The following is a 24,941-nucleotide window of genomic DNA, read 5'->3' as shown; positions in this document are numbered from 1 at the left end:
GGGGCTCAACTGGTTGGAACGATGTCGCAGATCGAGATCTACACCACCTATAGCTGCCCCTATTGCCACGCCGCCAAGGACCTCCTGAAGCGCAAGGGCGTCGATTTCTCGGAGATCAACGTGGCCGGCGATCCGGTGATGCGCTCGACCATGTCGCAGCGCGCCAACGGGCGCACCAGCGTGCCGCAGATCTTCATCGGCGGCCGCCATGTCGGCGGCTGTGACGACCTCTATGCGCTGGAGGAGGCCGGCGAGCTCGACGCTCTGCTGGCGAGCTGAACGGATTTTATTTGCATGAAGAACGCCTCGACCGATTCGACCGCTCCCCGCCCGCTGCATCTCGGCGCGCCGTTCCGTGCCGCGTTGGTGCAGCTGCGCACCGCCAAGAGCGTCGGGGCGAATGTCGAGACCGCCTCCGCCTTGATCCGCGAGGCGGCGGCGGGCGGCGCCAGCTACATTCAGACGCCGGAGATGACCGGCACGATGGAGGAGAACCGGCAGGCGCTGTTCGCCGTGCTGCATGACGAGGAGAGCGATCCGGCGCTCAAGGCGTTCCGCGCGCTGGCGGCGGAGCTGAAGGTGCATCTGCATATCGGCTCGCTGGCGGTGAAGGCGAGCGAGCACCGCGCCGCCAACCGCTCCTTCCTCATCGGTCCCGACGGGGCGATCCTCGCCCGCTACGACAAGATCCACATGTTCGACGTCGACCTGCCGAATGGCGACGTCTACCGCGAATCCGAGGCTTACCGGCCCGGCGAACTGGCGGTCGCCGCCGACCTGCCGGGGATCCGGCTCGGTTTCACCATCTGCTACGATTTGCGCTTCCCGGCGCTGTTCCGCGCGCTGGCCGAGGCCGGGGCAGGGATGATCGCGGTGCCCGCCGCCTTCACCCAGTCCACCGGCGAGGCGCACTGGCACATATTGCTGCGCGCCCGCGCCATCGAGACCGGCTGCTTCGTGCTGGCGGCGGCGCAGGGCGGCACGCATGAGAACGGCCGCAAGACCTTCGGCCACAGCCTGATCATCGATCCCTGGGGCGAGGTCCTCGCCGAGGCCGGCACCGAGCCGGGCGTGATCAGCGCCGAGATCGATCCCGCGCGGGTGGCGGCGGTGCGCGGGCGAATCCCCTCGCTGGCCAATGGCCGGCGCTTCGAGGTGGTGGCGCCGGGCGATTTCGGCCGGCTGCACCTCGCTTCCCCGGGTGACGCGGCATGATCCTCTACAGCCTGCGTTGCGCAAAGGACCACGAGTTCGAGAGCTGGTTCCGCGATTCAGCCGCCTATGACGCGCAGAAGGCGCAGGGCCTCGTGACCTGCCCGGTCTGCGATTCGCCGGATGTCTCCAAGGCGATCATGGCGCCGGCGCTGGGCCGCGGCACGCGCAAGTTCGAGGCGGAAGGCCCGAGCGAGGCTTCGGCGCCGGCGGCTGCTCCTGCTCCCGCTCCCACCCAGCCGGTGGCGATGATGTCGGAGAAGGAGCAGCAGCTCCGCTCCATGCTGCGGGCGGTACGGGCGCATGTGGAGGCCAATACCGACGATGTCGGCGACGACTTCGCTCGCCTCGCCCGGCGCATGCATGAGGGCGAGGAGGAGAAGCGCGCCATCCGCGGCGAGGCGACCTCCGAGGAGGTGCGGGCGCTGATCGAGGACGAGATCGAGGTGCTGCCGCTGCCGGTGCTGCCGGACGAGCGGAACTAGCTTGCCGGCGGCGCCTTCGCCTTCTCGATCTCCGGCAGCAGGCGTTCCTTCAGGCCCTGCGCGTCGATCGGGCCGATGAACTTGTAGGCGATGCGCCCGTCCCTGCCGATGACGAAGGTCTCCGGCACGCCATAGACGCCCCAGTCGATGGCGGCGCGCCCGCCGGCATCGACGCCGACCGCCGCATAGGGATTGCCGAAGCGGCCGAGGAAGCGGCGGGCGTTCTCCGCCTCGTCCTTGTAGTTGAGGCCGACGAGGCGGAAGCCCTGCATCTTCGACAGCTCGACAAGGAAGGGGTGCTCGTCGCGGCAGGGCACGCACCAGGAGGCGAAGACGTTGAGCACCGTCACCTCGCCCTTGAGCCCGGCCGAGGTGAGGCCCGGCACCGGCTGGCCGTCGCGGGTCAGCCCTTGGAGCGGCGGCAGGTCGAGCGCCGGGGCGGGGCGGCCGATCAGCGCCGAGGGAATGCGCGAGGGATCGCCCGAGAACAGCCTTCCATAGAACAGCGCGGCCAGCGCGACGAAGGCGATCAGCGGCAGCAGGACGAGCAGGCGCCGGCGGCCGGTGCCTGAGGGTGTGGACGTGTCGCTCATGGCGCGTCGCTCATTCGCGCCCCGCCGAGCGGCGCTTGACCCCGCGCGAGTCGAGCTCCTCCAGACGGCGGCGCACGCTGCGCCCGTCCAGCACGGTCCACAGCGCGAGGCCGCCGAGCGCGAGCGCGCTCACGCCGTAGGAGGCGAGGATGAACAGGGAGTGCTCGCCGAACATTGCGGGCTTCCTCAGGCGAAGGCGGCTTCGGCCGCGGCGCGCGCTTCCATGACGCGCAGGCGGCGGCGATAGATCTCGGTGCGCATCGCCGCCATGTGCAGCGCCAGCATCACCAGGGTGAAGCCGATGGCGCAGATCAGCAGCGGCCAGAGCATGCTGGCATCGATGGTCGGCCCGCCCATGCGGAAGACCGAGGCCGGCTGGTGCAGCGTGTTCCACCAGTCGACCGAGAACTTGACGATCGGCACGTTGACGAAGCCGACGAGCGAGAGCACCGCGGCGGCGCGCCCCGCCTGGTTGGGGTCCTCGATGGCCGAGCGCAGGGCCAGCAGCCCGAGATAGAGCAGCAGCAGCACCAGCATGGAGGTGAGACGCGCGTCCCACACCCAGTAGGTGCCCCACATCGGCCGGCCCCAGAGCGAGCCGGTGACGAGGCAGAGGAAGGCGAACACCGCCCCGATGGGGGCCATGGCCTTGTGCGCGACGTCGGCCAGCGGGTGGCGCCAGACCAGGATGCCGAGCGCGGAGAGCGCCAGCAGCGAATAGCCGAACATGGCCAGCCAGGCGAAGGGCACGTGGATGTACATGATCTTCACCGTCTCGCCCTGCTGGTAGTCGGCCGGGGCGCGGAAGGCGAGGAAGAAGCCGAGGGCGAGGGTTGCCAGCGCGAGGCCGGTCAGCCATGGCAGGACGCGCCCGGAAAGGGCGAGGAAGCGGGTCGGGTTGGCAAGGTCCATCAGCGCCATGGGGCGGTTCTAATCCGCCCCGCGTGCCCCGGCAACACGAGCGGCCTGCGTCACAACGCGGATGTGAAGCCACAGGATGGACATAAGTCGAATATTGAACTGAATTGCGATGAGAGGGGATTCGCCTGTCCATGCCGCGCTCGACCATTCTCAGCCTCGCCGTCCTTGCCTGCGGCGGCGTCCTGCTGCTCGCCGATCTCACCCCGGCGCAGGCTCGCTCGCCCGACGAGCAGATGCTGCTGCTCGACCCCTCCGAGCGCATCGAGCAGCGCTGCAACGCCCGCGCCATGGGCGAGGTGCAGCGCAATGTGAAGGGCATGAAGCCGGACGAGCTGGTCGCCTATGCCTATCGCGACCCGGTGATAAAGGGCGCGCGCATCAGGGCGCCGGGCGCGGCGATCCGTTCCGGCGGCACCTGGTACCACATCGCCTATGACTGCGAGACGCAGAACGAGGGGCTGGAGGTGAAGAGCTTCGAGTACAAGCTCGGCGCGGCGATCCCGAACTCGGAATGGGGCGCGCATTATCTGGTGGCGCCGTAGGGACTGCTTGATCCCCTAATGGGCGTCATCCCGGATGGCCGAAGGCCGATCCGGGATCGTTGTCAGAACGGAGAGCGATCCCGGCTCACCGCTGCTTGGGGTGATGCGGGCGACCGGCCTCCGGCGCTCTTGCTCAGGCTTGAGCGTTCGCGATGTGTTGGGTCATCGTGGTGATGAAGGCCCGCAGGCGCTGAAGTCGCCTGATGTCGCGGTGATAGCCCATCCAGATGTCCCGTCCGGGTGGCTCCGCCGGCAGGTTGAGCCGGCGTAGTGCCGGCATCTGATTGCCGACGACCTGCGGCAGCACGCAGATGCCGACGCCCTGGCTGCACATGCGACCCTGCACATTGCGGTTGTTCGAACGCAGGATCGGCCTCGCATTCGGGAAGCTCTCCGTGAGCCAGGCGATATCGGGGAACTGGCCAGTCGACGTGTCGTGGGTGATGAGCCGAAAGCCGGCTCCGTCGCCATAGACCGGCTCGGGAGAGCCTGCCGCGACATAGGCCCCGTAGGCCAGCCGGATCAGCCGTCGCTGCACGACATCGGGACTGTCGAACGGGACGATCCGGAAGGCGATGTCGGCCTCACGCTGGGCGAGGCTGAACAGGCGGGTGCCCGTCAGAACCTCGATGTCGACGTGGGGATAGGTCTTCGCATAGTCGGCGATGATCGGCGGCAGGACGTAGGCGCCGAACCAGTCGGCGGAAGATATGCGCAACGTGCCCTGAAGATTCTGCTCCTGCCCGGCGAGCCGCCGTTCCATGGCCAGGGCGCCTTCTTCCATCTGTTCCGCCAGAGGGAGGACGGCGTTGCCCTCTTCCGTCAGGACGAAACCGTCGGCCGTTCTCTGAAACAGCGTATGGCCGGTCGCTTGTTCGAGCGCCCGCAGCCGGCGTCCGACCGTCGGATGGCTCAGATGAAGCGTGCGGGCGGCCGCGCCCAGCGTGCCGGAACGGGCTATGGCCAAGAAGATCCTGACGTCGCTCCACTCCATCGGCGTCCCGCACAAAAATGAACAGCGGGCGTACGATACTGTCAGTTACGGAACAAATCCAAGCACCTACCTTCTCTTCATCCGATTGGGGACGGCGAGCCGGTCCGGGCCAATGGCGCCGGATGGGCGGCGCTTGCCCCGACCGATTTCGACACCCATCGCGGAGCAGGTCTCCCATGACCACCATGTACGTAACCTATGCCGGCAATGCCGATACCCCGTTCGACCGCGAGCACTGGATCGACGTCCATTTTCCTCTCGTGCGCGAATGCTGGGGTCCCTACGGGCTCGAACGCCTCGCCGGCTTTTTCCCACAGGGAGACGGTGGCGGCCTGATCGCCATCGCGACCTGTGTCTTCCGGGATAAGGCGGCCATGGAAGCGGCGCTGGCCTCGCCGGAAACGGCGCGGGTGATGGCCGACGTCGATCTCGTCACCGCCGTCAAGCCGCAGCGCAGCCTGGCGGCCCCGCTCTGAGCGGATCGCAGCGCGACAGGCCTGAATTCCGGCTTCATCCGTCCGGGCCCGATGGGCTCGGCCACGGCAAGTTCACCATCGAGAACCGAAAGCAGCACCCGTGAGCACGACATTATCGCAAGCAGAAACCTCACCGGCTGTCCGGTTCCGGGATGGTGTCGCCCCGCGCGAACCGCGCCGCTGGCTCATGTTCGCGATCCTGCTGGTCGGCGCGTTCCTGCCACCGCTCGATTTCTTCATCGTCAATGTCGCGCTTCCCTCGATCCGGGCGGAATTGGCCGCGTCGTCCTCCGCCGAGCAGCTCGTCATTTCCGCTTACGCCGCGCTCTACGCCGTGACGCTGATCACCGGCGGGCGCCTCGGCGACCTGTATGGCCGCGGCCGCATGTTCTTCCTCGGCCTGGTCGGCTTTGCCGCCGCCTCGACGCTGTGCGGCTTCGCCTGGTCGCCCTGGGCGCTGATCGCCGGGCGCGCATTGCAGGGCGTGACGGCGGCGGTGATGGCCCCGCAGGCGCTCGCCTCGGTGCAGGCGATTTTCCCTGAATCGGAGAAACCGCTCGCCCTCAGCCTTTATGGCGCGGTGTTCGGCCTGGCCGCGGTGGTCGGGCAGGCGCTGGGCGGCATCCTGATTTCGCTCGATCTCCTGGGGCTGGGGTGGAGGGCGATCTTCATCGTCAACCTGCCGGTGGCGGTCCTGGTCGTGCTGTTCGGACTTCCCCTGCTGAAGGAGACGCGGGCACCGGAGCCGCGCAAGCTGGATCTTGGCGGCACGGTCCTGTCGATCATGACGTTGGCGGCGCTGATCGTGCCGCTGATCGAGGGGCGTGAGGCGGGCTGGCCCCTCTGGTCCTGGCTGTCGCTCATTGCGGCGCCGGCGCTTGGGTGGCTCTTCTGGCGTTATGAGACCCGACTGGCTCACAAGGGCGGCACACCCCTGATCGATCCGGCTTCGATCCAGGCGCCGGGGCTGGGCCGCGCGCTGCTGATCGCACTGCTGTTCTACGGGATCACGCCCTTCTTCCTGCTGTTCTCGGTCTATCTGCAGAACGCGCTGCATGTGACCGCCCTGAGTGCCGGCCTGGTCTTCCTGCCCTTCGGTGCGGGATTCCTGCTGGGGCCGCTGGCGACCCCCATCTGCCGGCGGATCCTCGGCGCCTATGTCAATGCGATCGGCATGGGGCTGGAGAGCGTCGGGTTCGCCGGCCTGATCTGGGCCATCCTGGCGACGCCGACCGGCGCGGTGCCTGCGCCCGTGCCGCTGGCCGTCATCCTGTTCGTCATCGGTCTCGGACAAGGGCTCGCCCTGCCGACATTGATGCGGATGGTGACGGGCCGCGTCGCGCCGGCGTTTTCCGGCATGATCGCCGGCATCGCCAGTTCGACCCTGCAGATCAGCGCCGCGCTCAGCGTCGCCGTGAACGGTGGGATTTTCTACGCCGTCCTCGGCACGCGCTCCGATCCGGCGGCCATCACCCAGGCCTTCGTCGTCGCCATCCTCTGCATCGCCGCCTGCCTCGCCGCCGGCGCGGCTCTGAGCGTCAGTCTCGCCTGGCGGTTTGCCGCGCCTGCAGAAGAAGGGCGTCTGGAACGGCCACATGGTCGACGTCGTGCCGATGGCGGGCAGGCCGATTGTCTCGGCTCGTCTTGACCGCGACCGGCGCGAGCGGATTGTCGTCGTCTGAAGATCCGCCGTCCTGTCCTTCACGCCCGTGCCGAGGCCGGGCGCGCCGGTGATGTCGAGGGTGCCGTCGAGGGGGCGCTCAGTCGGATTCAGTCCTGAAGGGTCTTCGACCGACGCGGTCAATCATCCGCGTCGGTCGGAGCCTGGCTCGGTTTTTCGACCCGCTCATAGGCCTCGATCAGGTGCCGGCGCATGAGTTCGGCCGCGCCTTCGGCATCGCCGCGGATCATGGCTTCCAGTATCCGCCCGTGCTCCTGCCAGACGCTGATCGACATTCCCGGATAGCGCAGCACCTGCCCCATGGCCCGGCGCAGGTGGCGCCAGTGCAGGCGCATCGTCTCGCCGACGATGGGATTGCCGGACAGGTCGTAGATGAAGGAATGGAAGTCCATGTCGGCCTGCAGGCCGGCGCGGGCATCGCCGGCCACGACCATGTTGCGGCCATGCTCGATCAATGAGCGGCCGCGCAGGATCGCCTGCTTGGTCAGACGCGGCGTCGCCAGCCGCACGGCGAGCGGCTCCACGGCCGAGCGGAACTGATAGATCGCCTCGAAGAAGGCGGCGTCGACCGGCGTCACGATCAGGCCGCGCCGGCCCGACTGGGCGAGGAAGCCCTGCGCCTTCAGCACGACCAGCGCATGCGTGACCGGCTGCCGGGAGACCTTGAGGCGCGCCGCGATGTCCTCCTGCGTCAGCCGCTCGCCGGGCTTGAAGGTCCCGTCGCAGAGGGCGTCGAGGATCACCTCATAGGCTTGGTCGACAAGGCTTTTCGGCGCTTCCAGGGACTCCAAGCCCGCATCCTCCGCAAGAATCGTGGTGCCACGCAGGAATATGGCTGCCGCTTGACAGAGCTACAAGGTGCTTGCACTCTGCGTTCGGAGTTCTGAATTCAGAGTTCAATAAGAAACTCGACGAGGGAGGCCTGAAGTGACGCAGCCCATCCGTGTGCTTCTCGCGAAGGTTGGCCTCGACGGCCATGATCGCGGCGTGAAGGTGGTGGCCCGAACCCTGCGCGACGCCGGCATGGACGTCATCTATTCCGGCCTGCACCGCACGCCCGAGGAGGTCGTGACCGCCGCGATCCAGGAGGACGTGGACGTGCTCGGCGTCAGCCTGCTCTCCGGCGTGCAGCTCACCGTCTTCCCGAAGATCTTCCAGCTTCTGGCCAGCAAGGGCGCCGAGGACATGATCGTCGTCGCCGGCGGGGTGATGCCGGACGAGGATGTCGTCGAGATCAAGAGGATGGGGGTGCGGGAGGTCCTGCTTCAGGACACGCCGCCGGACGAGATCGTCGAGACGCTGACGCGCCTCGTCACTGAACGCGGCGAGCGGTGAGGGGGAGGGCGCGCCATGGAATCCTGGTCCTTCCCGCCCTCCTACGACGCCTCATATCTTCCCCCGGCCGACAGCCGCTACTGGTTCCGGCAGCGCGAGACCATGCCGGCCGGCGATCGCGAGAAGGCGATACTGGAGCGGCTGCGCGTCGTCTGCCGTTATGCCTATGACCACTCGCCCTTCTACCGCCGCCGCTGGAACGAGGCCGGCTTCCATCCCGACCAGCTGCGCTCGCTGGAGGATTTCGAGGACCGGGTCCCGGTCGTCACCAAGAAGGAGCTGAGGGAATCGCAGGCGCTGTCGCCGCCCTTCGGCGACTATCTGTGCATCCCCGACGCCGAGGTGTTCCATATCCACGGGACCAGCGGCACGACGGGGCGCCCCACCGCCTTCGCCATCGGCCGCAACGACTGGATCGCCATCGCCAACGCCCATGCCCGCATCATGTGGGCGATGGGCATGCGCCCCGGCGACATGATTTGCATCGCCGCGATCCTCAGCCTCTACATGGGAAGCTGGGGCGCTCTGTCGGGCGCCGAACGCCTCGGCGCCAAGGCGTTCCCGTTCGGGGCCGGCGCTCCGGGGATGACGATACGCTGCGCGCAATGGCTCGACACCATGAAGCCGGCGGGCTTCTACGGCACGCCCACCTACGCGCTGCATCTCGCCCAGGCCGCGAGCGACGAGGGCCTCAACCCGCGGGAGTTCGGCCTCAAATACATGTTCTTCTCGGGCGAGCCGGGGGCGTCGATCCCCGGCGTGCGGGACCGCATCGCCGATCTGTTCGGCGCGAAGGTTTTCGACTGCGGCTCGATGGCCGAGATGACGCCGTGGATGAACGTCGCCGGCTCGGCCGAGACCGAGGGCATGCTCTGCTGGCAGGACATCGTCTACACCGAGGTCTGCGATCCCGCGACGATGCGGCGCGTCCCCTACGGCCAGCGCGGCACGCCGGTCTACACCCATCTGGAGCGAACCTCGCAGCCGATGATCCGCCTCGCCTCCGGCGACCTGACGCTCTGGCAGGACGGGCCGAACCCGTGCGGGCGCACCTATCCGCGGCTCCCGCACGGAATCTTCGGCCGGATCGACGACATGTTCACCATCCGCGGCGAGAACGTCTATCCGAGCGAGATCGACGCGGCGCTCAACCAGACGCCCGGCTATGGCGGCGAGCACCAGATCGTCATCACCCGCGAAGCCGCGATGGACGAGCTGCTGCTGCGGGTCGAGGCGGATGAGGGCACCTTCGCCGGCGGCGAGCTGGAGCGCTTCCGCGCCGATGTCAGCCATCGCATCCAGAAGCTGCTCGGGCTTCGCACAAGGGCCGAGATCGTCGCCAAGGGCACCCTGCCGCGCACCGACTTCAAGGCGCGCCGCGTCACCGACGACCGCTCCGTCTTTCGCGAGATGTACGCCCAGATCGAGGCGGAGAGCGGCGCATGAGCCGCTATGTCCCGTCGAGCGAGCTGGTGGAGCGCGCCGCGCGCGGCGAGGTGCCGGCCATCGGCCGCCTGATCTCGCGCGCCGAGGCCGGCATGCCGGAGGCGCGGGCGGCGCTGGCGACGATCTACCGGCGCGCCGGCCGCGCCCATGTCATCGGCCTGACCGGCGTTCCCGGCAGCGGCAAGTCCACCCTCGTCGCCGCGCTCACCGCGCGCCTGCGCACGCAGGGCCTGAAGGTCGGGATCGTCGCGGTCGACCCGTCCAGCCCCTATTCGGGCGGCGCCATCCTCGGCGACCGCATCCGCATGTCGGACCTCGTCAACGATCCCGGCGTCTACATTCGCAGCATGGCGACGCGTGGGGCGATGGGCGGGCTGGCGCGGGCGACGCTCGATGCCGTCGACATTCTCGACCTCGGCGGCTTCGACACCATCATCATCGAGACCGTCGGCGTCGGCCAGGACGAGGTGGAGATCGCCAAGGCCTCCCACACCACCGTCGTCGTCTCCGCTCCGGGGCTGGGCGACGAGATCCAGGCCATCAAGGCCGGCATGCTGGAGATCGCCGACATCCACGTCGTGTCGAAATGCGACCGCAGCGACGCCAACCGCACGCTGGTTGACATCAAGCAGATGCTGACGCTGGGCGCGGCGACGGCGCAGAAGCCGGAATGGCAGACGCCGGTCGTCGGCGTCAGCTCCTATACGGGCGACGGCTTCGACGCGCTCACCCGCGCCATCGACAGGCACCGGGAGGTGGCGTTCGGCACCGCGAGCGGCAGCCGGCGTCAGCTGGCGATCGCGCGTTTCCGTCTGGAGAAGACGGCGGAAAACCTGCTCGTCGAGCGCTTCGCCAAGGCCGCCGCGACCCGCGCGCCGGCGCTGGCGGAACGCCTACGGCGCCGCGACGCCGACCCCTACACCCTGGCCAATGAACTGCTTGCCGCGTCGTTCGAACGAGGATCGGCCCATGAACGAGACCATCACCGCCCGCCCCATTTCGCAGAAGACCATTGGTGAGCTTCGCGCCGAGGAACGGGACTGGGAGGCGAACGAGGTCGCGCAGTTCCTGCGCAAGCAGGCGGAGCGCCGGAGCGACTTCTTCACGCTCGGCGACGTCCCGGTAAAGCGCACCTACACCGCCGCCGACCTCGCCGACACGCCGGTCGAGGATATCGGCCTGCCCGGCCGCTACCCGTTCACCCGCGGCCCCTATCCGACCATGTACCGCTCGCGGACCTGGACCATGCGCCAGATCGCCGGCTTCGGCACCGGCGAGGACACCAACAAGCGCTTCAAATACCTGATCGCGCAGGGCCAGACCGGCATCTCGACCGATTTCGATATGCCGACCCTGATGGGCTACGATTCCGACCATCCGATGAGCGAGGGCGAGGTCGGCCGCGAGGGTGTCGCCATCGACACGCTGGCCGACATGGAGGCCCTGTTCGATGGCATCGATCTGGAGAAGATCTCCGTCTCCATGACGATCAATCCGTCGGCCTGGATCCTGCTCGCCATGTACATCGTGCTCGCCGAGAAGCGCGGCTACGACCTCAACAAGCTCTCGGGGACGATCCAGGCGGACATCCTCAAGGAGTACATGGCGCAGAAGGAATACGTCTTCCCCATCGAGCCGTCGGTGCGCATCGTCCGCGACTGCATCACCTACTGCGCCCGGAACATGAAGCGGTACAACCCGATCAACATTTCCGGCTACCACATCTCGGAAGCGGGTTCCTCGCCGCTGCACGAGGCCGCCTTCACCCTCGCCAACCTGATCGTCTATGTCGAGGAAGTGCTCAAGACCGGCATGCAGGTGGACGAATTCGCCCCGCGGCTCGCCTTCTTCTTCGTCTGCCAGGCGGACTTCTTCGAGGAGATCGCGAAGTTTCGCGCCCTGCGGCGCTGCTACGCCAAGATCATGAAGGAGCGCTTCGGGGCGCAGAACCCGGAATCCATGCGCCTGCGCTTCCATTGCCAGACCGCGGCGGCCTCGCTGACCAAGCCGCAATACATGGTCAATGTCGTGCGCACCGCCATGCAGGCGCTCGCCGCCGCGCTGGGCGGCACCCAGTCGCTACACACCAACGGCTATGACGAGGCCTTCGCCATCCCCACCGAGGATGCGATGCGCATGGCGCTGCGCACGCAGCAGGTGATCGCCGAGGAGACCAACGTCACGCAGGTCGTCGACCCGCTGGGCGGCTCCTATTACGTGGAGTCCCTGACCACCGAATATGAGAAGCGGATCTTCGACATCCTTGAGGAGGTCGAGGAGCGCGGCGGCACGCTCAAGCTCATCCAGGAAGGCTGGTTCCAGCGCCACATCGCCGACTTCGCCTATGAGACCGCCCTGCGCAAGCAGTCCGGCGAGAAGCCGGTCATCGGCGTCAACTGCTTCGTCGACGACACGCCGGACCCCGTCATCCACACCCATCCCTACGACCAGACGACGGCGGCCCGCCAGATCGCCCGCACCCAGCGCGTGCGCCGTGAACGGGATGCGGTGAAGTTCGACCTGCTGCTGCAACAGCTCGTAGAGACGGCCCGCGACCCCTCCCAGAATATCATGCCGATCACCATCGAACTGGTCCGCGCCGGGGCGACGATGGGCGACATCATCGAGACGCTGAAGGGCGTGTGGGGCACCTACCGCGAAACGCCGGTGTTCTGAGTCTTCCCATGGCGAGCGCACTCACTCACGTCACCCCCTTCATCCTTCCCTTCGAGGGAACCTGGCCGCACTTCGCGGGCGAGCCGCTCTTGTGCGGCACTGACGCGAGCGTTCTCGGCCGGGTGACGCTCGGCGCGCGGGCCTCGCTCGGCGCCGGAACCGTCATTCGTGCCGACGGGCATTTCGTGCGGATCGGCGACGATTTCCATCTCGGGGATATGTCGACCGTCCATATCGCCCATGAGGTCTATCCCGCGATCATCGGCGACAGGGTGGCCGTGGGACGCGACGCCGTCGTCCACGCCTGCACGGTCGGCAATGACTGCGTGATCGAGGACAGGGTGGTGGTGCTCGACGGCTCCGTGGTGGAGGACGGCGTTCTCATCGAGGCCGGCTCCATCGTCTTCCCGCGCTCGACGCTGAACAGCGGCTTCGCCTATGCCGGAAGCCCGGCCAAGCCGATCCGCGAACTGGTGCCGGGCGAGCTGGAAGAGCGGGCGCGGCTCCTCCAGGAAACGGTGGCGCCCTCCCTGTTCACGGCCGCGGCCGGAGAGGCGGCCGGCCAAGTCCATCCTGACGTCTTCGTCGGAAGGACCGCGCGCCTCGCCGGCCGGGTCGAGCTGGCGGCCGGGGTGAGCATCCTGTTCGGCTGCCGGCTGGATGCGGCGCATGCCTCCATCGCCATCGGCGCAAACACCAACGTCCAGGACAATACCCGCATCGATGCCTCCGAAGGCGGGGTCGTCATCGGTCCGGGCACCACCATCGGCCACAACGTGCAGATACGCGCGGGCCGGATCGGCGCGCATGCGCTGATCGGCATCGGCGCCGATCTCGCAGCCGGCACCGTCGTCGACGACGACGTGCTGCTCGCCGCCGGGTCCACGACCACGCCGCAGCAGCAGCTCGAAGGCGGCTGGCTCTGGGGCGGGCGTCCGGCGCGTCCGATCGCCCGGCTCAACGACGTCAGGCGCGCCGCCATGCAGGACATCGTCGATCAATATCGCGGCTATGGAACGGCCTATCGCGCCGCGCAGGATCGCCCGGCAGCACAGGGAGGATCGAATGGGACATCGCCTATCGCGGATCGTCACCCGGACCGGTGACCAGGGCCAGACCGGCCTCGGTTCCGGCCTGAGGGTCGACAAGGACAGCCCGCCGATCGAGACGCTGGGCGCCATCGACGAGCTGAACAGCTGGATCGGCGTTCTCGTCGCGCTGTCGAGTTCGCAGGCCACGCGCGAGGTCTTCACGCTGGTGCAGCACGATCTGTTCGATCTCGGCGCGCAGATCAGCGTGCCCGGCACCCCCCTCCTGTCGCGCGCGCATCTCTCGCGCATCGAGGCGGCCTTTGAACAGGTGAATGCCGGGCTGGGCATGCTGGAGGAGTTCATACTGCCGGGCGGCGCACCGGCCTCCGCCTTCGCCCATGTCGCCCGGACCGTGTGCCGGCGGGCCGAACGGCGCCTGTTCAGCCTCACCCAGATCGAGCGGAGCGCACCGGAACTCCACGAGGCCGGCGGCGCCGCATCGCCGCCGGAGAATTTCGGCCTGTCTTATCTCAATCGCCTTTCCGACCTGCTGTTCGTGGTCTCGCGCCTCGAGAACCGCGCGGACGGTCGGGCCGACGTCCTTTGGGAGCGCGGAAAGAGCCTCGGCAGTGGGGTCGCCGCCTGAGCGATCGGCTACCACGACCGCAGAGCGCGGAGCACCGGGGTCTTCTTGTCGAGATGGCCGGCCATGCGGCCGAGCAGGCGGTCGAGCAGCTCGATCGCCTCGCACACCGCCGGGCCCTTGTTGAGCATGACGCATTCGGCGCGGGAGGCCATGGCGGCGTCGGTCATCTCGCCGCGCGAGGGGATGCCGTCGCGCACCAGATCCTCCAGCACCTGCGTCGCCCAGATCGCCGGCACCGCCGCAGCCTCGCAGATCCACAGCAGCTCCTCCTGCATCTCGGCGAGGCGCTCGAAGCCGATCTCGGCGGCGAGGTCGCCGCGGGCGATCATCACGCTGAACGGGCCGCGCCGCGCCGCGCGGGCGATAAGGTCGGGCAGGTTCTTCACCGCCTCGGGCAATTCGATCTTGGCCATCAGGCCGAGCGGGCGTTCACCCCGTCCGTGCCGCTCGATGGCCGCGTCGAGCAGATCGAGGTCCCCCGGCCGGCTGACGAAGGAATAGCCGATGAGGTCGGCGCATTCGATGACGGTCGAGAGGTCGGCGTCGTCCTTGGCGGTGAGCGGGGAGAGGCCGAGGGCGGTGTCCGGCAGGTTGACGCCCTTCTCGGGCTTCAGCTTGGTGCCCTCGGCGCGGGCATGGGTGACGCGGATCACCGCTTCGCCCTCGGCAAGGCTCTCCACCACCCCCTCGACCTTGCCGTCATCGTAGCGGATGCGGTCGCCGAGGCTCAGCCGCGTGACGATCTCCGGCAGCGAGACGGCGGCGGAGAAGGGCACCTCCTCGTCGACGCGCGGCGCGCCGGTGGCGACGAGGCGCAGGCGGTCGCCGGTCTTCAGGCGGCCGTCCGGCTTGCCCTTCTTCATCGGCAGCACCGCCTCGGTGCGGATCTTCGGCCCGGCGATGTCCATGAGAACGGCGATGGGCCGGCCGATCTCCTCGCCCGCCACGCGCACATGCGCGGCCATGGCGCGCCAGGCCGCGGCGTCGTCATGGGCGCAGTTGATGCGGGCGACATCCATGCCGCATTTGGCCAGCGCCAGCACGTAATCCAGATCGCCGGCGGCCTCGCTCGGCAGGGTGACCATGATGCGGGTGGTGCGGTTCGCCGGCTCGGGGCCGAGATTGACGACGCTGGCGGCATCGAGCCGCGCCTCGCCGGCGAAGAATTCCGCCTCGTCCGGGGCGGGGAAGGGCGCCGGCCGGCCGACCAACGCCGCGAGCGCCGCCAGCGTGGCGTCGAGGGTCGGCAGCACGCGGCTCTCCAGCCGGCCGAGCGAGGAGAGGCCGCGGCGCATGAGCTGGCGCTGCAGCGGGCGCAGCTCGTGCCGGCGCAGGCTGAGATAATGGGCGAGGTTGACGAGGGCTGGGTCCTCGCGGCCGGCCTCGCGGGAGAAGCGCTCGATCAGCGGCGCGGCTTCCTCGACGACGGCGCCGCGGAAGGCGAGCAGCGTCTCGAACAGCGCGGCGTCGTCGCTGGTCTCGGGGGCGGGCGGGATGGGGGTCGGCATGTTCATCGGCCGGGTTCCTCGCTGGGCAAGAGGAGGCTAGAACGGAGCGATTACGCCGCTGTGACCTCGATCAAGCCGGCGCCAAAAGCCTGCTTTCCTTGACTTCGCCACATCCGGCGGCTACATCGCCGGCAATTCTCGCTCATCTTCGCGAGCCGTCCCACCGCCCGGACCCGAGAGTCCGGAGGTCCACGCCCGACAGCGCGTTGCGCCCTCGGGCGCGTTCGGCATTGCGCAGCAGGCGGGAAGCGCAAGGAAAGCGGACGCATGTTCGATTCATTGACCGACCGCCTTGGCGGCATACTCGACCGGCTGAAGAAGCGCGGCGCCCTCTCCGAGGCCGACGTGGGCGAGGCCATGCGCGAGGTGCGCCGGGCGCTGATCGAGGCCGACGTCGCGCTCGACGTGGTGCGCTCCTTCACCGACCGGGTGCGCACGCGCGCGGTCGGCGCCGAGGTGATCAAGTCGGTCACCCCCGGCCAGATGGTGGTGAAGATCGTCAATGACGAGCTCGTCGCCATGCTCGGCTCGGACGCCAAGCCGATCGACCTCGACGCCGCTCCCCCGGTTCCGGTGCTGATGGTCGGCCTGCAGGGTTCGGGCAAGACCACCTCCACCGCCAAGATCGCCAAACGCCTCACCGACCGGTCCAACCGCAAGGTGCTGATGGCCTCGCTCGACACCCGCCGTCCGGCGGCGATGGAGCAGCTGGCCACGCTCGGTAGCCAAGTGGGCGTGGAGACGCTGCCCATCGTCGCCGGGCAGTCCGCCGTGCAGATCGCCCGCCGCGCCATGGAAGCCGCCCGGCTCGGCGGCTACGACGTGGTGATGCTCGACACCGCCGGCCGCGTCACGCTCGACGAGGCGTTGATGGCCGAGGTCGCCGAGGTGAAGGCGGCGACGCGCCCGCACGAGGTGCTGCTCGTCGCCGACAGCCTCACCGGCCAGGACGCGGTGAACACCGCCAAGGCCTTCGACGAGCGCGTCGGGCTGACCGGCATCGTGCTGACCCGCGCCGATGGCGACGGGCGCGGCGGCGCCGCGCTTTCCATGCGCGCCGTCACCGGCAAGCCGATCAAGCTGCTCGGCACCGGCGAGAAGATGGACGCGCTGGAGGATTTCGATCCCCGCCGCGTCGCCGGGCGCATCCTCGGCATGGGCGACGTGGTCTCGCTGGTCGAGAAGGCGGTCGAGAACATTGACGCCGAGAAGGCGATGGCCGCCGCCGAGCGCATGCGCAAGGGGCAGTTCGACCTCGACGATCTGCGCATGCAGCTCGACCAGATGGAGAAGCTCGGCGGCCTCGGCGGGCTGATGGGCATGCTGCCGGGCGTCGGCAAGATGAAGAACCAGATGGCGGCCTCGGGGATGAACGACAGCGTCCTCAAGCGCCAGAAGGCGATCATCGACTCCATGACCAAGAAGGAGCGGCGCAACCCGAAGCTGCTCGATGGCTCACGTCGCAAGCGCATCGCGGCGGGCTCCGGCACCAAGGTCGAGGACGTCAACAAGCTGATGAAGATGCACCGCCAGATGGCCGACATGATGAAGGCCATGGGCGGGGCGGCCGGCAAGCGCGGCCCGATGGCCGGGCTGGCCTCGATGTTCGGCATGGGCGGCGGGATGGGCGGCGGCATGCCGAGCCCCGACCAGCTCAAGCAGATGGCGGAGAAGATGCCCGGCGGCCTCGGTGGGCCCGGTGGCGGCCTTCCCCCGAAATTCCCCGGTAATTTGCCCGGCCTTCCGGGCGGGATTCCGGGGCTGGGAACCAAGCCGGGCGGCCTGCCGGGCCTGCCGGGCTTCCCGACGAAGAAGAAGTGAAGACCCGATGAAACCTCACGCCGTCATGGCCGGGCTTGGCCCGGCCATCCACGACTGCCTCGGCGCATTGCTGCCGCGCGCAAGGCGTGGATCCCCGGACCAAGCCCGGGGATGACGGAAGGAACCAGACGAACCAACGCATAGACCTGAAAGGAAAGACCAATGTCCCTCAAGATCCGTCTCGCCCGCGGCGGCGCCAAGAAGCGTCCCTATTACCGCATCGTCGTCGCCGACTCGCGCTCGCCGCGCGATGGCCGCTTCATCGAGAAGATCGGCACCTTCGACCCGCTGAAGCCGAAGGACGCCGCCGACCGCTTCGTCCTCGACGTCGAGAAGGCCAAGGCCTGGCTCGCCAAGGGTGCCCAGCCGACCGACCGCGTCGCTCGCTTCCTCGACAGCCTCGATCTGGTGAAGCGCGCTGCGCGCAACAACCCGGAGAAGGCCGTGCCCGGCAAGAAGGCGCAGGAGCGCGCCGCCGCTGCCGCCAAGGCCGCCGAAGCCGCGGAAGCTCCGGCCGAGTGAGGCTGGATGGTCGGGGGCTGAGCCCCCGACCCCTCCCGTGTGAAGGGAGTGCTCTCCCGACCGGGGGAGGAGGCCGAACTCTCGACCTCTCCCTTACCAAGGGAGCGGTCTACCTTGGGTGCCGGCAACGGCATCCTTCGAGGCTCGCTTCGCTCGCACCTCAGGATGACGTGGCTTTTGGTACGACGTCATCCTGAGGTGCCCGGCACAGTCGGGCCTCGAAGGATGGTCATCCCGGCGCCGCGACCGAGAGCGTCCCATGTCGAACGACCGCATCCTCCTCGCCCGCATCGGCGCGCCGCATGGCGTGCGGGGGGAAGTGCGGCTGTTCGTCTTCGCCGACGACCCGGATTCGCTCAAACGCTACAAGCCGCTGACCGACGAGGCGGGAAAGCGCGTGTTCAAGGTCAAGGCGCTCCGGCCGGCCAAGGACCATTTCGTCGCCCGGATCGAGGGCGTCGACACGCGCGAGGCGGCGGAGGCGCTGACCAATCAGGGCCTGCACGTCTCCCGCGACCTCCTGCCGGAGCCGGAGGACGAGGACGATTTCTACCATGCCGACCTGATCGGCCTTGCCGCCGTGACCACCGAGGGCGCGCCCTTCGGGAAGATCGTGGCGGTGCATGATTTCGGCGCCGGCGACATCATCGAGGTGGCGCCGGAGGGCGGGGGCAAGACGCTGATGCTGCCCTTCACCAAGGCCGTGGTGCCGACCGTCGACATCAAGGGCGGGCGCGTCGTGGTCGACCCGGCGGAATGGGCGCGCGAGGAAGCCCCGCCGCCCGACGCCGACCAGGGCTAGGAGCGCGGCACATGTGGCGCGCCTCCGTCCTCACCATCTTCCCGGAGATGTTCCCCGGCCCGCTCGGCCTGTCGCTGGCCGGCCGGGCGCTGGGGCAGGCGTGGAACGTCGAGACGGTCGATCCCCGCGATCACGCCACCGATCGCCACCGTTCGGTCGACGACACGCCGGCCGGCGGCGGGCCGGGCATGGTGATGCGGGTCGACGTGCTCGCCCGCGCCATCGACGCGGCGGCGCCGGAAGGCGACACCCGCCCGCGCCTCCTGATGACGCCGCGCGGCAGGCCGCTGACCCAGGCCCGCGTGCGCGAGCTGGCGGCAGGCGAGGGCGTCGTCATCGTCTGCGGTCGCTTCGAGGGGGTGGACGACCGGCTCGTCGCCGCGCGCGGGCTTGAAGAAGTGTCGGTCGCCGATGTCGTGCTGTCGGGTGGCGAGATCGGCGCGCTGGTGCTGCTCGACGCCTGCGTGCGCCTCCTGCCGGGGGTGATGGGCCACCCGGACTCCGGCACCGAGGAGAGCTTCTCCGCCGGGCTGCTGGAATATCCGCAATATACCCGGCCGCAGAGCTTCGAGGGGATGGACATCCCCGCCATATTGTCGAGCGGCGACCATGCCAAGGTGGCACGCTGGCGCCGCGAGCAGGCGGAGGCCGCCACAAGGGCGCGCCGGCCCGACCTGTGGGCCGCCCATGCGGCCGTGCATGACGGTTCTGCGACGAAGAGGGAATGACAAGCGGCCCGACTTCGCGTATAGGGCGCGCCGTCACTATGAACTGACAACAGCAAGATGCGAACGGCCAAGTCTGACTAACAACCGCCGATTTCGCCTGAGGTGATGAAAATGGTCGATATCATTAAAGAGCTCGATGACGAGCAGGCTGCCAAGCTGGCTGCCATCCGCGCCATCCCGGACTTCCAGCCCGGCGACACGGTCATCGTCAACGTCAAGGTGAAGGAAGGCGAGCGCACCCGCGTTCAGGCCTATGAAGGCGTCGTGATCGCCCGCAATGGCGGCGGCATCAACGAGAGCTTCACCGTCCGCAAGATTTCCTATGGCGAGGGCGTCGAGCGCGTCTTCCCGCTCTACTCGCCGAACATCGACAGCCTGAAGGTCGTGCGCCGCGGCAAGGTGCGCCGCGCCAAGCTCTATTACCTGCGCGACCGTCGCGGCAAGTCGGCCCGTATCGCCGAGCGCCAGGACAAGAACGCCGGCAAGGGCAAGAAGGACGCCCCCGTCGCCGCCGAGTGACCGGCGCCCGCGAGGCTGCCTGAAGATACGAAGGCCGGGGCAAGCCCCGGCCTTTTTGTTTGTCTCGTCGGTGGCGTCCTGTCCGCAGAGCCACCTCATCCTGAGGTGCGAGCGAAGCGAGCCTCGAAGGATGGTCGTTGCAGCACGGCGGGGATGAGCATCCTTCGAGGCCCGGCTATGCCGGGCACCTCAGGATGAGGGCGGTGCTGGGGGCAGGACGTTCCCTCAAATCCCCTGGCCGCCCGACACCTCGATGCGCTGGGCGTTGATCCAGCGATTGTCCTCGCTGAGCAGGCTGGCGATCATCGGGCCGATGTCGTCGGGCACGCCGACGCGGCCGAGCGCGGTCATGTCGGCGAAGACCTTGTTGAATTCCGGCGTGTCGCGCACGGCGCCGCCGAAGAAGTCGGTCTCGATGGCGCCCGGCGCGACCGTGTTGACGGCGATGCCGCGCGCGCCCAGCTCCTTCGCCATGTAGAGCGAGAGCACCTCGACCGCGCCCTTCGCCGCGGCATAGGCGGACCAGCCGGGTGCGGAGACGCGGGTGAGGCCCGAGGACAGGTTCACGATGCGCCCGCCGTCGGCTAGGAGCGGCAGCAGCGCCTGGGTGAGGAAGAACACGCCCTTGAAATGCACGTTCACCAGCGCGTCGAACTGCGCCTCGGTGGTCTCGCCGATCAAGGCGAAGTCGCCATGGCCGGCATTGTTGACGAGATGGTGGAAGCTCTCGCGGCCGAAGGTCTCGCGCAGCGCAGTCTTGAGGCGCTCGGCGAAGGCGGGGAAGGTGGCCGCCTCGGCGGTGTCGAGGGGCAGCGCGACGGCCTTGCGGCCCAGCGCCTCGATCTCGGCGACGACGGCGTGCGCCTCCTCTGCCTTGCTGCGATAGGTGAGGACGACGTCGCCGCCGCGGCGGGCGATGCTCAGCGCGGTGTTGCGGCCGAGGCCGCGGCTGGCGCCGGTGACGAGGGTGATCTTGGTCATGGCATTGTCTCCTGTGGGACATGCCGTTATCGCCGCGCCGGCGGCTCTGCTGTTGCCGGATGCTCGAAGCTTCTTGCCTGATCCTCCAAATGGGGTGCCGAGGCCGCCGCGATAGGCTAATCTCGCCTCATGGACAGCTTGCTCGATGCTGTGCGCCGCCACGCGCTGGCGCATGCCGATGCCAACGGCATCGCCCCGACCCCGATCCCCGGCCTGACGACGGTGCGCGCCATCGCGCCGAGCGGCCTCGTCTATGCGATCTCGCGCCCGCTCGCCTGCCTCGTGGTGCAGGGCGCCAAGCAGGTGACGTTGGGCACGCAGGCCTTCCCCTTCTCCGCCGGCGACTCGCTGCTGATCACCGCGGATGTGCCGACCGTGAGCCAGATCACCAGGGCGAGCTCGGGCGCGCCCTATCTGTCGCTGGTGCTGGAGCTCGACCCCGCCGTCGTCGCCGAGCTGGTGGCGGAGATGAAGGCGGCGCCGGTCGGCGATGTCGCGCCGGTGCGGGTCGAGCCGACCGATGCCGAAGTGGCGGACGCCGCGCTGCGGCTGATGCGGCTGCTCGACCGGCCGGCCTCGGTGCCGGTGCTGCAGGCGCAGCTCGTGCGCGAAATGCATTACTGGCTGCTCACCGGCCGGCACGGCCCGGCGATCAGGCGGCTGGGCTGGCCGGACAGCCATGCCCAGCGCGTGGGTAAGGCGGTGGCGGTGCTGCGGACCGAATTCGCCCGACCGCTGCGGGTCGAGCATCTGGCGGGCGTGGCGGGGATGAGCCCGTCCTCCTTCCATCAGCATTTCCGCAGCGTGACCTCGCTCTCGCCGCTGCAGTTCCAGAAGCAGCTCCGCCTCATCGAGGCGCGGCGGCTGATGCAGGCGGAAGGGCTGGCGGCGAGCCGCGCGGCCTTCGAGGTCGGCTATGAGAGCGTGCCGCAGTTCACCCGCGAATATGGGAGGCTGTTCGGCCTGCCGCCGGTGCGCGACGCACGGGCGGCGCGGGGTGAGGTGGCGGCCTAGGGGGCTCAGCAGTCCTTGATGTGGCGCACGCGGGTGTTGGTCTGCTGCTCGACCAGCAGCGTGCCGTCGCCGACGAAGGCGGCCTGCATGACGGTGGCGAAGTCGGGCTTGCGCAGCGGGCAGGTAATCATCTTCGGCGCCTCGCGCACCGCGGCCACCTCATGCGGCGCGACCTCGACGCGGTTGCGCGCCTCGACCGCGGCGACGAAGGCGCCGAGGGTGGCAACGATCAGGACGACGTCGGTTACGCGCATCGCAGACTCCATGCGCATTCAACTTAAACCAGGGCTTTCCGTTGCGCCATCACCTAATGACGCTGCGGAAAATATCAGTTGATCGCAAGTCGTCGACTGGGAAATACTCTGGAATACATTATTTCAATAACGAGGGCGGCGCCTTGCCTTCACGCGCTCGTGCGCTCGCGCCTTCGCCCCGCGGCACCGCGGGCGATTGTTTACGGCGGCAAGTCTTGCTAGAAGGGCGTTGCTAGAAGGGTTCCATGATGCAGGCGCAGTTCGGCATGACGGGTCAGGCAGGCGCGGAGATTTCCGCGCCCGATGGCGCGCGCCCGGAGGCCCGCCGCCGCCTGCCGACGACGATCGGCTTCGCCGCCGTGCCGGACCATGTCCGGCTGCCCTCGCGCTTCTTCGGCCGTTTCACCGCCTGCGCGGTCGCCGGGCTTAGCTGAGCGCCGCCCGGAGTGCTTTCGCGCTCCCGGCTGCGCATCCGGGCCCTGCCTTCGATTTTCATGACAAGTGAGATGCCGAGATGAGCACGTCTGCTCCCCGCACCCTGTACGACAAGATTTTCGACGACCACGTCATCGACCGCCAGGAGGACGGCACCTGCCTCCTCTATATCGACCGCCATCTGGTGCATGAGGTGACCAGCCCGCAGGCCTTCGAGGGCCTGCGCGCCGCCGGCCGCAAGGTGCATGCGCCGTCGAAGACGCTGGCCGTCGTCGACCACAACGTGCCGACCACCGACCGCAGCCAAGGCATCGAGGAGCCGGAGAGCCGGCTGCAGGTCGAGACGCTGGCGGAGAACGCCCGCGAGTTCGGCGTCGAGTATTTCAACGAGCTCGACAAGCGCCAGGGCATCGTCCACGTCATCGGGCCGGAGCAGGGCTTCACCCTGCCGGGCACCACCATCGTCTGCGGCGACAGCCACACCTCGACGCATGGCGCCTTCGGCGCGCTCGCCCATGGCATCGGCACCTCGGAGGTCGAGCATGTGCTCGCCACCCAGACGCTGATCCAGAAGAAGAGCAAGAACATGCGCGTCGTCGTCGACGGCAAGCTGCCCGAAGGCGTGACCGCCAAGGACGTGACGCTCGCCATCATCGGCACCACCGGCACCGCCGGCGGCACCGGCCATGTCATCGAGTATGCGGGTGAGGTCTTCCGCAACCTGACGATGGAAGGCCGGATGACGGTCTGCAACATGTCCATCGAGGGCGGCGCCCGCGCCGGCATGGTGGCCCCCGACGAGACCACCTTCGCCTATGTGAAGGATCGCCCGCGCGCGCCCAAGGGCGCGGCCTGGGACGCGGCGCGGCGCTACTGGGACACGCTGCGTTCGGACGAGGACGCCTTCTTCGACAAGATCGTGCGGCTCGACGGCGCCTCGCTGCCGCCGATCGTCTCCTGGGGCACCAGCCCGGAGGACGTGATCTCGGTGGAAGGCATCGTGCCGGATCCGGAGGCGATCGAGGACGAAGGCCGCCGCGAGGCCAAGAAGCGGGCGCTGGCCTATATGGGCCTCGCCGCAGGCACCAGGATCACCGATATCGGCATCGACAAGGTGTTCATCGGCTCCTGCACCAATGCCCGCATCGAGGACCTGCGCGCCGCGGCGAAGATCGCTGCCGGCCATAAGGTGCGCGAGGGCGTGCAGGCGCTGATCGTGCCGGGCTCGGGGCTGGTCAAGCTGCAGGCCGAGGCCGAGGGGCTGGACAAGGTGTTCCTCGCCGCCGGCTTCGAGTGGCGCGAGCCGGGCTGCTCCATGTGCCTGGCCATGAACGCCGACAAGCTCGGCCCGGAGGAGCGCTGCGCCTCCACCTCGAACCGCAATTTCGAGGGAAGGCAGGGCCATAAGGGCCGCACCCACCTCGTCTCGCCGGCCATGGCGGCGGCGGCGGCGATCGCCGGCCGCTTCGTCGACGTGCGCCAGTGGCGCACCGCCGCGTGAGACGCTGAACGGCCCGCCTCCTCGCGGAGAGCGGGCCGTCGCCTCCCACGGCGTCAGGTGCAGGTATATTCATGCACGTAACGGTAGTGGTGCGGGGTGCCTATGCGCACGAGGTGGTCGCAGGAATAGCCGTTGTCCGAATAGTACGGGTAGCCGTCATAGCCGTAGTCGAAGAACGGCAAGAAGCCATAGGCGTAGTTGTTGTAGCCATGGTGGTAGACGTTGTGGAAGGGCACGCCGTGGAACGGAACGCCGTCATGCGGGATGAAGGGCGTGCCGCCGTGGAAGCCGCCGGCCGGCAGGCCGCCGAAGCCGCCGCCATGGAAGCCGCCGACGGGCATGCCGCCGAAGCCGCCGCCGAAGCCGCCACCATGAAAGCCACCGCCGAAACCACCGCCGCCGAAGCCTCCGCCGTGGAATCCGCCGCCGCCGAAGCCGCCACCACCGCCGAAGCCGTGTGCGGATGCAGCGCCGACGCCAGCCGTGAGGAGGGTGAGCGCGATGAGGCCGGTCTTCAGCGCGCCGGCCGCGCGCGATGCGAGAGTTGTCATAACCGTCGTCCTCAAGTGTCGGGACGTCGCCCACACTGGAGATGGGAAGGCGAACTCGTCCTGTCGCGGGCCCTGACGTAGCGTAAGCCTTTGATGAAGATGCGAAATGAAAACCGCAGCGAGGCGCGAAGGTGAGCCGGGGACCGCACGAGACGCCGCCCGAGGGCGACTGGACCGAACTCTGGGGCCGGCGCATCGGCCGCTCGCTGGCGGTGCTGGCCGCGCTGGTGCTCGCCTATTATCTCTTCGCCACCTATCTGCGGTGAG

General features: G+C 68.6%; 30 protein-coding genes. 21 read left to right on the top strand and 9 right to left on the bottom strand.

Annotated elements, in window-relative coordinates; all coding sequences use genetic code 11:
* Nucleotides 1-21 precede the first annotated feature (21 nt).
* Genes grxC through SNOV_RS13845 form a run of 3 tightly spaced genes read left to right on the top strand, consistent with a single transcriptional unit; the run spans nt 22 to nt 1,697 of the window.
* Nucleotides 22-279, top strand: coding sequence for a glutaredoxin 3 (grxC, locus tag SNOV_RS13855; protein ID WP_013167576.1), 258 nt, complete (start codon nt 22-24; stop codon nt 277-279).
* Between the two features lie 15 nt (nt 280-294).
* On the top strand, nt 295-1,215 hold the full coding sequence (locus SNOV_RS13850; RefSeq protein WP_013167575.1) for a carbon-nitrogen hydrolase family protein: 921 nt from the start codon (nt 295-297) through the stop codon (nt 1,213-1,215).
* Nucleotides 1,212-1,697, top strand: coding sequence for a DUF1178 family protein (locus SNOV_RS13845; protein ID WP_013167574.1), 486 nt, complete (start codon nt 1,212-1,214; stop codon nt 1,695-1,697). The genes SNOV_RS13850 and SNOV_RS13845 overlap by 4 nt, the downstream gene beginning before the upstream one ends.
* Here SNOV_RS13845 and SNOV_RS13840 read toward each other — a convergent pair.
* Genes SNOV_RS13840 through SNOV_RS13830 form a run of 3 tightly spaced genes read right to left on the bottom strand, consistent with a single transcriptional unit; the run spans nt 1,694 to nt 3,211 of the window.
* Nucleotides 1,694-2,290 carry a DsbE family thiol:disulfide interchange protein gene (locus SNOV_RS13840; RefSeq protein WP_013167573.1) on the bottom strand — a complete coding sequence of 199 codons (597 nt, stop codon included), beginning with the start codon at nt 2,288-2,290 and terminating at the stop codon, nt 1,694-1,696. The two genes, SNOV_RS13845 and SNOV_RS13840, sit on opposite strands and share 4 nt — an antisense overlap.
* A gap of 10 nt (nt 2,291-2,300) precedes the next feature.
* Complete coding sequence (ccmD, locus tag SNOV_RS13835) at nt 2,301-2,465, bottom strand: heme exporter protein CcmD (protein ID WP_013167572.1); 165 nt, start codon at nt 2,463-2,465, stop codon at nt 2,301-2,303.
* Nucleotides 2,466-2,476: 11 nt separating this feature from the next.
* Nucleotides 2,477-3,211 (bottom strand): heme ABC transporter permease, encoded by a 735-nt coding sequence (locus tag SNOV_RS13830; RefSeq protein ID WP_013167571.1) that lies wholly within the window; start codon nt 3,209-3,211, stop codon nt 2,477-2,479.
* Between the two features lie 131 nt (nt 3,212-3,342).
* Between SNOV_RS13830 and SNOV_RS13825 the strand changes: the two genes are divergently transcribed.
* Nucleotides 3,343-3,753, top strand: coding sequence for a DUF930 domain-containing protein (locus SNOV_RS13825; protein WP_013167570.1), 411 nt, complete (start codon nt 3,343-3,345; stop codon nt 3,751-3,753).
* Between the two features lie 133 nt (nt 3,754-3,886).
* Here the strand turns inward: SNOV_RS13825 and SNOV_RS13820 are convergent, their stop codons facing one another.
* Nucleotides 3,887-4,747 (bottom strand): LysR family transcriptional regulator, encoded by an 861-nt coding sequence (locus SNOV_RS13820; protein ID WP_013167569.1) that lies wholly within the window; start codon nt 4,745-4,747, stop codon nt 3,887-3,889.
* 176 nt (nt 4,748-4,923) lie between these two features.
* On the opposite strand from SNOV_RS13820, the gene SNOV_RS13815 reads away from it, so the two are divergent.
* Entirely contained in the window at nt 4,924-5,223 is a 300-nt protein-coding gene (locus tag SNOV_RS13815) for an EthD family reductase (protein WP_013167568.1), read from the top strand.
* Between the two features lie 100 nt (nt 5,224-5,323).
* Nucleotides 5,324-6,871 carry an MFS transporter gene (locus tag SNOV_RS13810; protein WP_013167567.1) on the top strand — a complete coding sequence of 516 codons (1,548 nt, stop codon included), beginning with the start codon at nt 5,324-5,326 and terminating at the stop codon, nt 6,869-6,871.
* A 152-nt stretch (nt 6,872-7,023) separates the two neighbouring features.
* Here the strand turns inward: SNOV_RS13810 and SNOV_RS13805 are convergent, their stop codons facing one another.
* Complete coding sequence (locus SNOV_RS13805; protein ID WP_013167566.1) at nt 7,024-7,695, bottom strand: GntR family transcriptional regulator; 672 nt, start codon at nt 7,693-7,695, stop codon at nt 7,024-7,026.
* Between the two features lie 136 nt (nt 7,696-7,831).
* Between SNOV_RS13805 and SNOV_RS13800 the strand changes: the two genes are divergently transcribed.
* The 6 genes from SNOV_RS13800 to SNOV_RS13775 are packed head-to-tail and all read left to right on the top strand — an operon-like array spanning nt 7,832 to nt 14,038.
* Nucleotides 7,832-8,239, top strand: coding sequence for a cobalamin B12-binding domain-containing protein (locus SNOV_RS13800; RefSeq protein ID WP_013167565.1), 408 nt, complete (start codon nt 7,832-7,834; stop codon nt 8,237-8,239).
* 15 nt (nt 8,240-8,254) lie between these two features.
* The gene (locus tag SNOV_RS13795; RefSeq protein WP_013167564.1) at nt 8,255-9,685 is read left to right on the top strand and encodes a phenylacetate--CoA ligase family protein; all 1,431 of its coding nucleotides are present in this window, start codon (nt 8,255-8,257) and stop codon (nt 9,683-9,685) included.
* Complete coding sequence (gene meaB, locus SNOV_RS13790) at nt 9,682-10,704, top strand: methylmalonyl Co-A mutase-associated GTPase MeaB (RefSeq protein ID WP_013167563.1); 1,023 nt, start codon at nt 9,682-9,684, stop codon at nt 10,702-10,704. Before SNOV_RS13795 ends, meaB begins: the two co-directional genes overlap by 4 nt.
* A complete protein-coding gene (locus tag SNOV_RS13785) occupies nt 10,655-12,361 on the top strand; it encodes a methylmalonyl-CoA mutase family protein (protein ID WP_013167562.1) in 1,707 nt (568 codons plus the stop codon). The genes meaB and SNOV_RS13785 overlap by 50 nt, the downstream gene beginning before the upstream one ends.
* Before the next feature lie 8 nt (nt 12,362-12,369).
* Nucleotides 12,370-13,467 (top strand): gamma carbonic anhydrase family protein, encoded by a 1,098-nt coding sequence (locus tag SNOV_RS13780; RefSeq protein WP_013167561.1) that lies wholly within the window; start codon nt 12,370-12,372, stop codon nt 13,465-13,467.
* Complete coding sequence (locus SNOV_RS13775) at nt 13,427-14,038, top strand: cob(I)yrinic acid a,c-diamide adenosyltransferase (RefSeq protein ID WP_013167560.1); 612 nt, start codon at nt 13,427-13,429, stop codon at nt 14,036-14,038. The genes SNOV_RS13780 and SNOV_RS13775 overlap by 41 nt, the downstream gene beginning before the upstream one ends.
* An 8-nt stretch (nt 14,039-14,046) precedes the next feature.
* Here the strand turns inward: SNOV_RS13775 and SNOV_RS13770 are convergent, their stop codons facing one another.
* On the bottom strand, nt 14,047-15,552 hold the full coding sequence (locus SNOV_RS13770; protein WP_013167559.1) for a pyruvate kinase: 1,506 nt from the start codon (nt 15,550-15,552) through the stop codon (nt 14,047-14,049).
* Nucleotides 15,553-15,813: 261 nt separating this feature from the next.
* Here SNOV_RS13770 and ffh point away from each other — a divergent pair, with 261 nt between their 5' ends.
* The 5 genes from ffh (at nt 15,814) to rplS (ending at nt 19,938) form a co-directional block, all read left to right on the top strand.
* Complete coding sequence (gene ffh / locus SNOV_RS13765; RefSeq protein WP_013167558.1) at nt 15,814-17,367, top strand: signal recognition particle protein; 1,554 nt, start codon at nt 15,814-15,816, stop codon at nt 17,365-17,367.
* Nucleotides 17,368-17,529: 162 nt separating this feature from the next.
* The gene (rpsP, locus tag SNOV_RS13760; RefSeq protein ID WP_013167557.1) at nt 17,530-17,889 is read left to right on the top strand and encodes a 30S ribosomal protein S16; all 360 of its coding nucleotides are present in this window, start codon (nt 17,530-17,532) and stop codon (nt 17,887-17,889) included.
* A gap of 259 nt (nt 17,890-18,148) precedes the next feature.
* Nucleotides 18,149-18,691: a ribosome maturation factor RimM gene (gene rimM / locus SNOV_RS13755; protein WP_013167556.1), complete on the top strand. Its 543-nt coding sequence runs from the start codon at nt 18,149-18,151 to the stop codon at nt 18,689-18,691.
* Between the two features lie 11 nt (nt 18,692-18,702).
* Complete coding sequence (gene trmD / locus SNOV_RS13750) at nt 18,703-19,419, top strand: tRNA (guanosine(37)-N1)-methyltransferase TrmD (RefSeq protein ID WP_013167555.1); 717 nt, start codon at nt 18,703-18,705, stop codon at nt 19,417-19,419.
* Nucleotides 19,420-19,530: 111 nt separating this feature from the next.
* Nucleotides 19,531-19,938 (top strand): 50S ribosomal protein L19, encoded by a 408-nt coding sequence (gene rplS, locus SNOV_RS13745; RefSeq protein ID WP_013167554.1) that lies wholly within the window; start codon nt 19,531-19,533, stop codon nt 19,936-19,938.
* Nucleotides 19,939-20,163: 225 nt separating this feature from the next.
* Here rplS and SNOV_RS13740 read toward each other — a convergent pair whose 3' ends face one another.
* Complete coding sequence (locus SNOV_RS13740; protein WP_013167553.1) at nt 20,164-20,919, bottom strand: SDR family NAD(P)-dependent oxidoreductase; 756 nt, start codon at nt 20,917-20,919, stop codon at nt 20,164-20,166.
* A 129-nt stretch (nt 20,920-21,048) separates the two neighbouring features.
* Between SNOV_RS13740 and SNOV_RS13735 the strand changes: the two genes are divergently transcribed.
* The gene (locus SNOV_RS13735; protein ID WP_013167552.1) at nt 21,049-21,933 is read left to right on the top strand and encodes an AraC family transcriptional regulator; all 885 of its coding nucleotides are present in this window, start codon (nt 21,049-21,051) and stop codon (nt 21,931-21,933) included.
* A gap of 5 nt (nt 21,934-21,938) precedes the next feature.
* On the opposite strand, the gene SNOV_RS13730 is transcribed toward SNOV_RS13735, so the two are convergent.
* Complete coding sequence (locus SNOV_RS13730; RefSeq protein WP_013167551.1) at nt 21,939-22,187, bottom strand: hypothetical protein; 249 nt, start codon at nt 22,185-22,187, stop codon at nt 21,939-21,941.
* A gap of 245 nt (nt 22,188-22,432) precedes the next feature.
* Between SNOV_RS13730 and SNOV_RS13725 the strand changes: the two genes are divergently transcribed.
* A complete protein-coding gene (locus tag SNOV_RS13725; RefSeq protein WP_013167550.1) occupies nt 22,433-22,621 on the top strand; it encodes a hypothetical protein in 189 nt (62 codons plus the stop codon).
* 80 nt (nt 22,622-22,701) lie between these two features.
* The gene (gene leuC, locus SNOV_RS13720; protein ID WP_013167549.1) at nt 22,702-24,123 is read left to right on the top strand and encodes a 3-isopropylmalate dehydratase large subunit; all 1,422 of its coding nucleotides are present in this window, start codon (nt 22,702-22,704) and stop codon (nt 24,121-24,123) included.
* A 53-nt stretch (nt 24,124-24,176) separates the two neighbouring features.
* On the opposite strand, the gene SNOV_RS23515 is transcribed toward leuC, so the two are convergent.
* Nucleotides 24,177-24,674, bottom strand: coding sequence for a hypothetical protein (locus SNOV_RS23515; RefSeq protein ID WP_013167548.1), 498 nt, complete (start codon nt 24,672-24,674; stop codon nt 24,177-24,179).
* 131 nt (nt 24,675-24,805) lie between these two features.
* Between SNOV_RS23515 and SNOV_RS24255 the strand changes: the two genes are divergently transcribed.
* Complete coding sequence (locus SNOV_RS24255; RefSeq protein ID WP_013167547.1) at nt 24,806-24,940, top strand: hypothetical protein; 135 nt, start codon at nt 24,806-24,808, stop codon at nt 24,938-24,940.
* The last annotated feature ends 1 nt before the right edge of the window (nt 24,941 follow it).

It is taken from the genome of Ancylobacter novellus DSM 506 (assembly GCF_000092925.1).
Taxonomy (GTDB): Bacteria; Pseudomonadota; Alphaproteobacteria; order Rhizobiales; family Xanthobacteraceae; genus Ancylobacter; species Ancylobacter novellus.
Note: the sequence above shows the minus strand (reverse complement) of the source record. Positions and strands in the feature narration are given on the sequence as shown.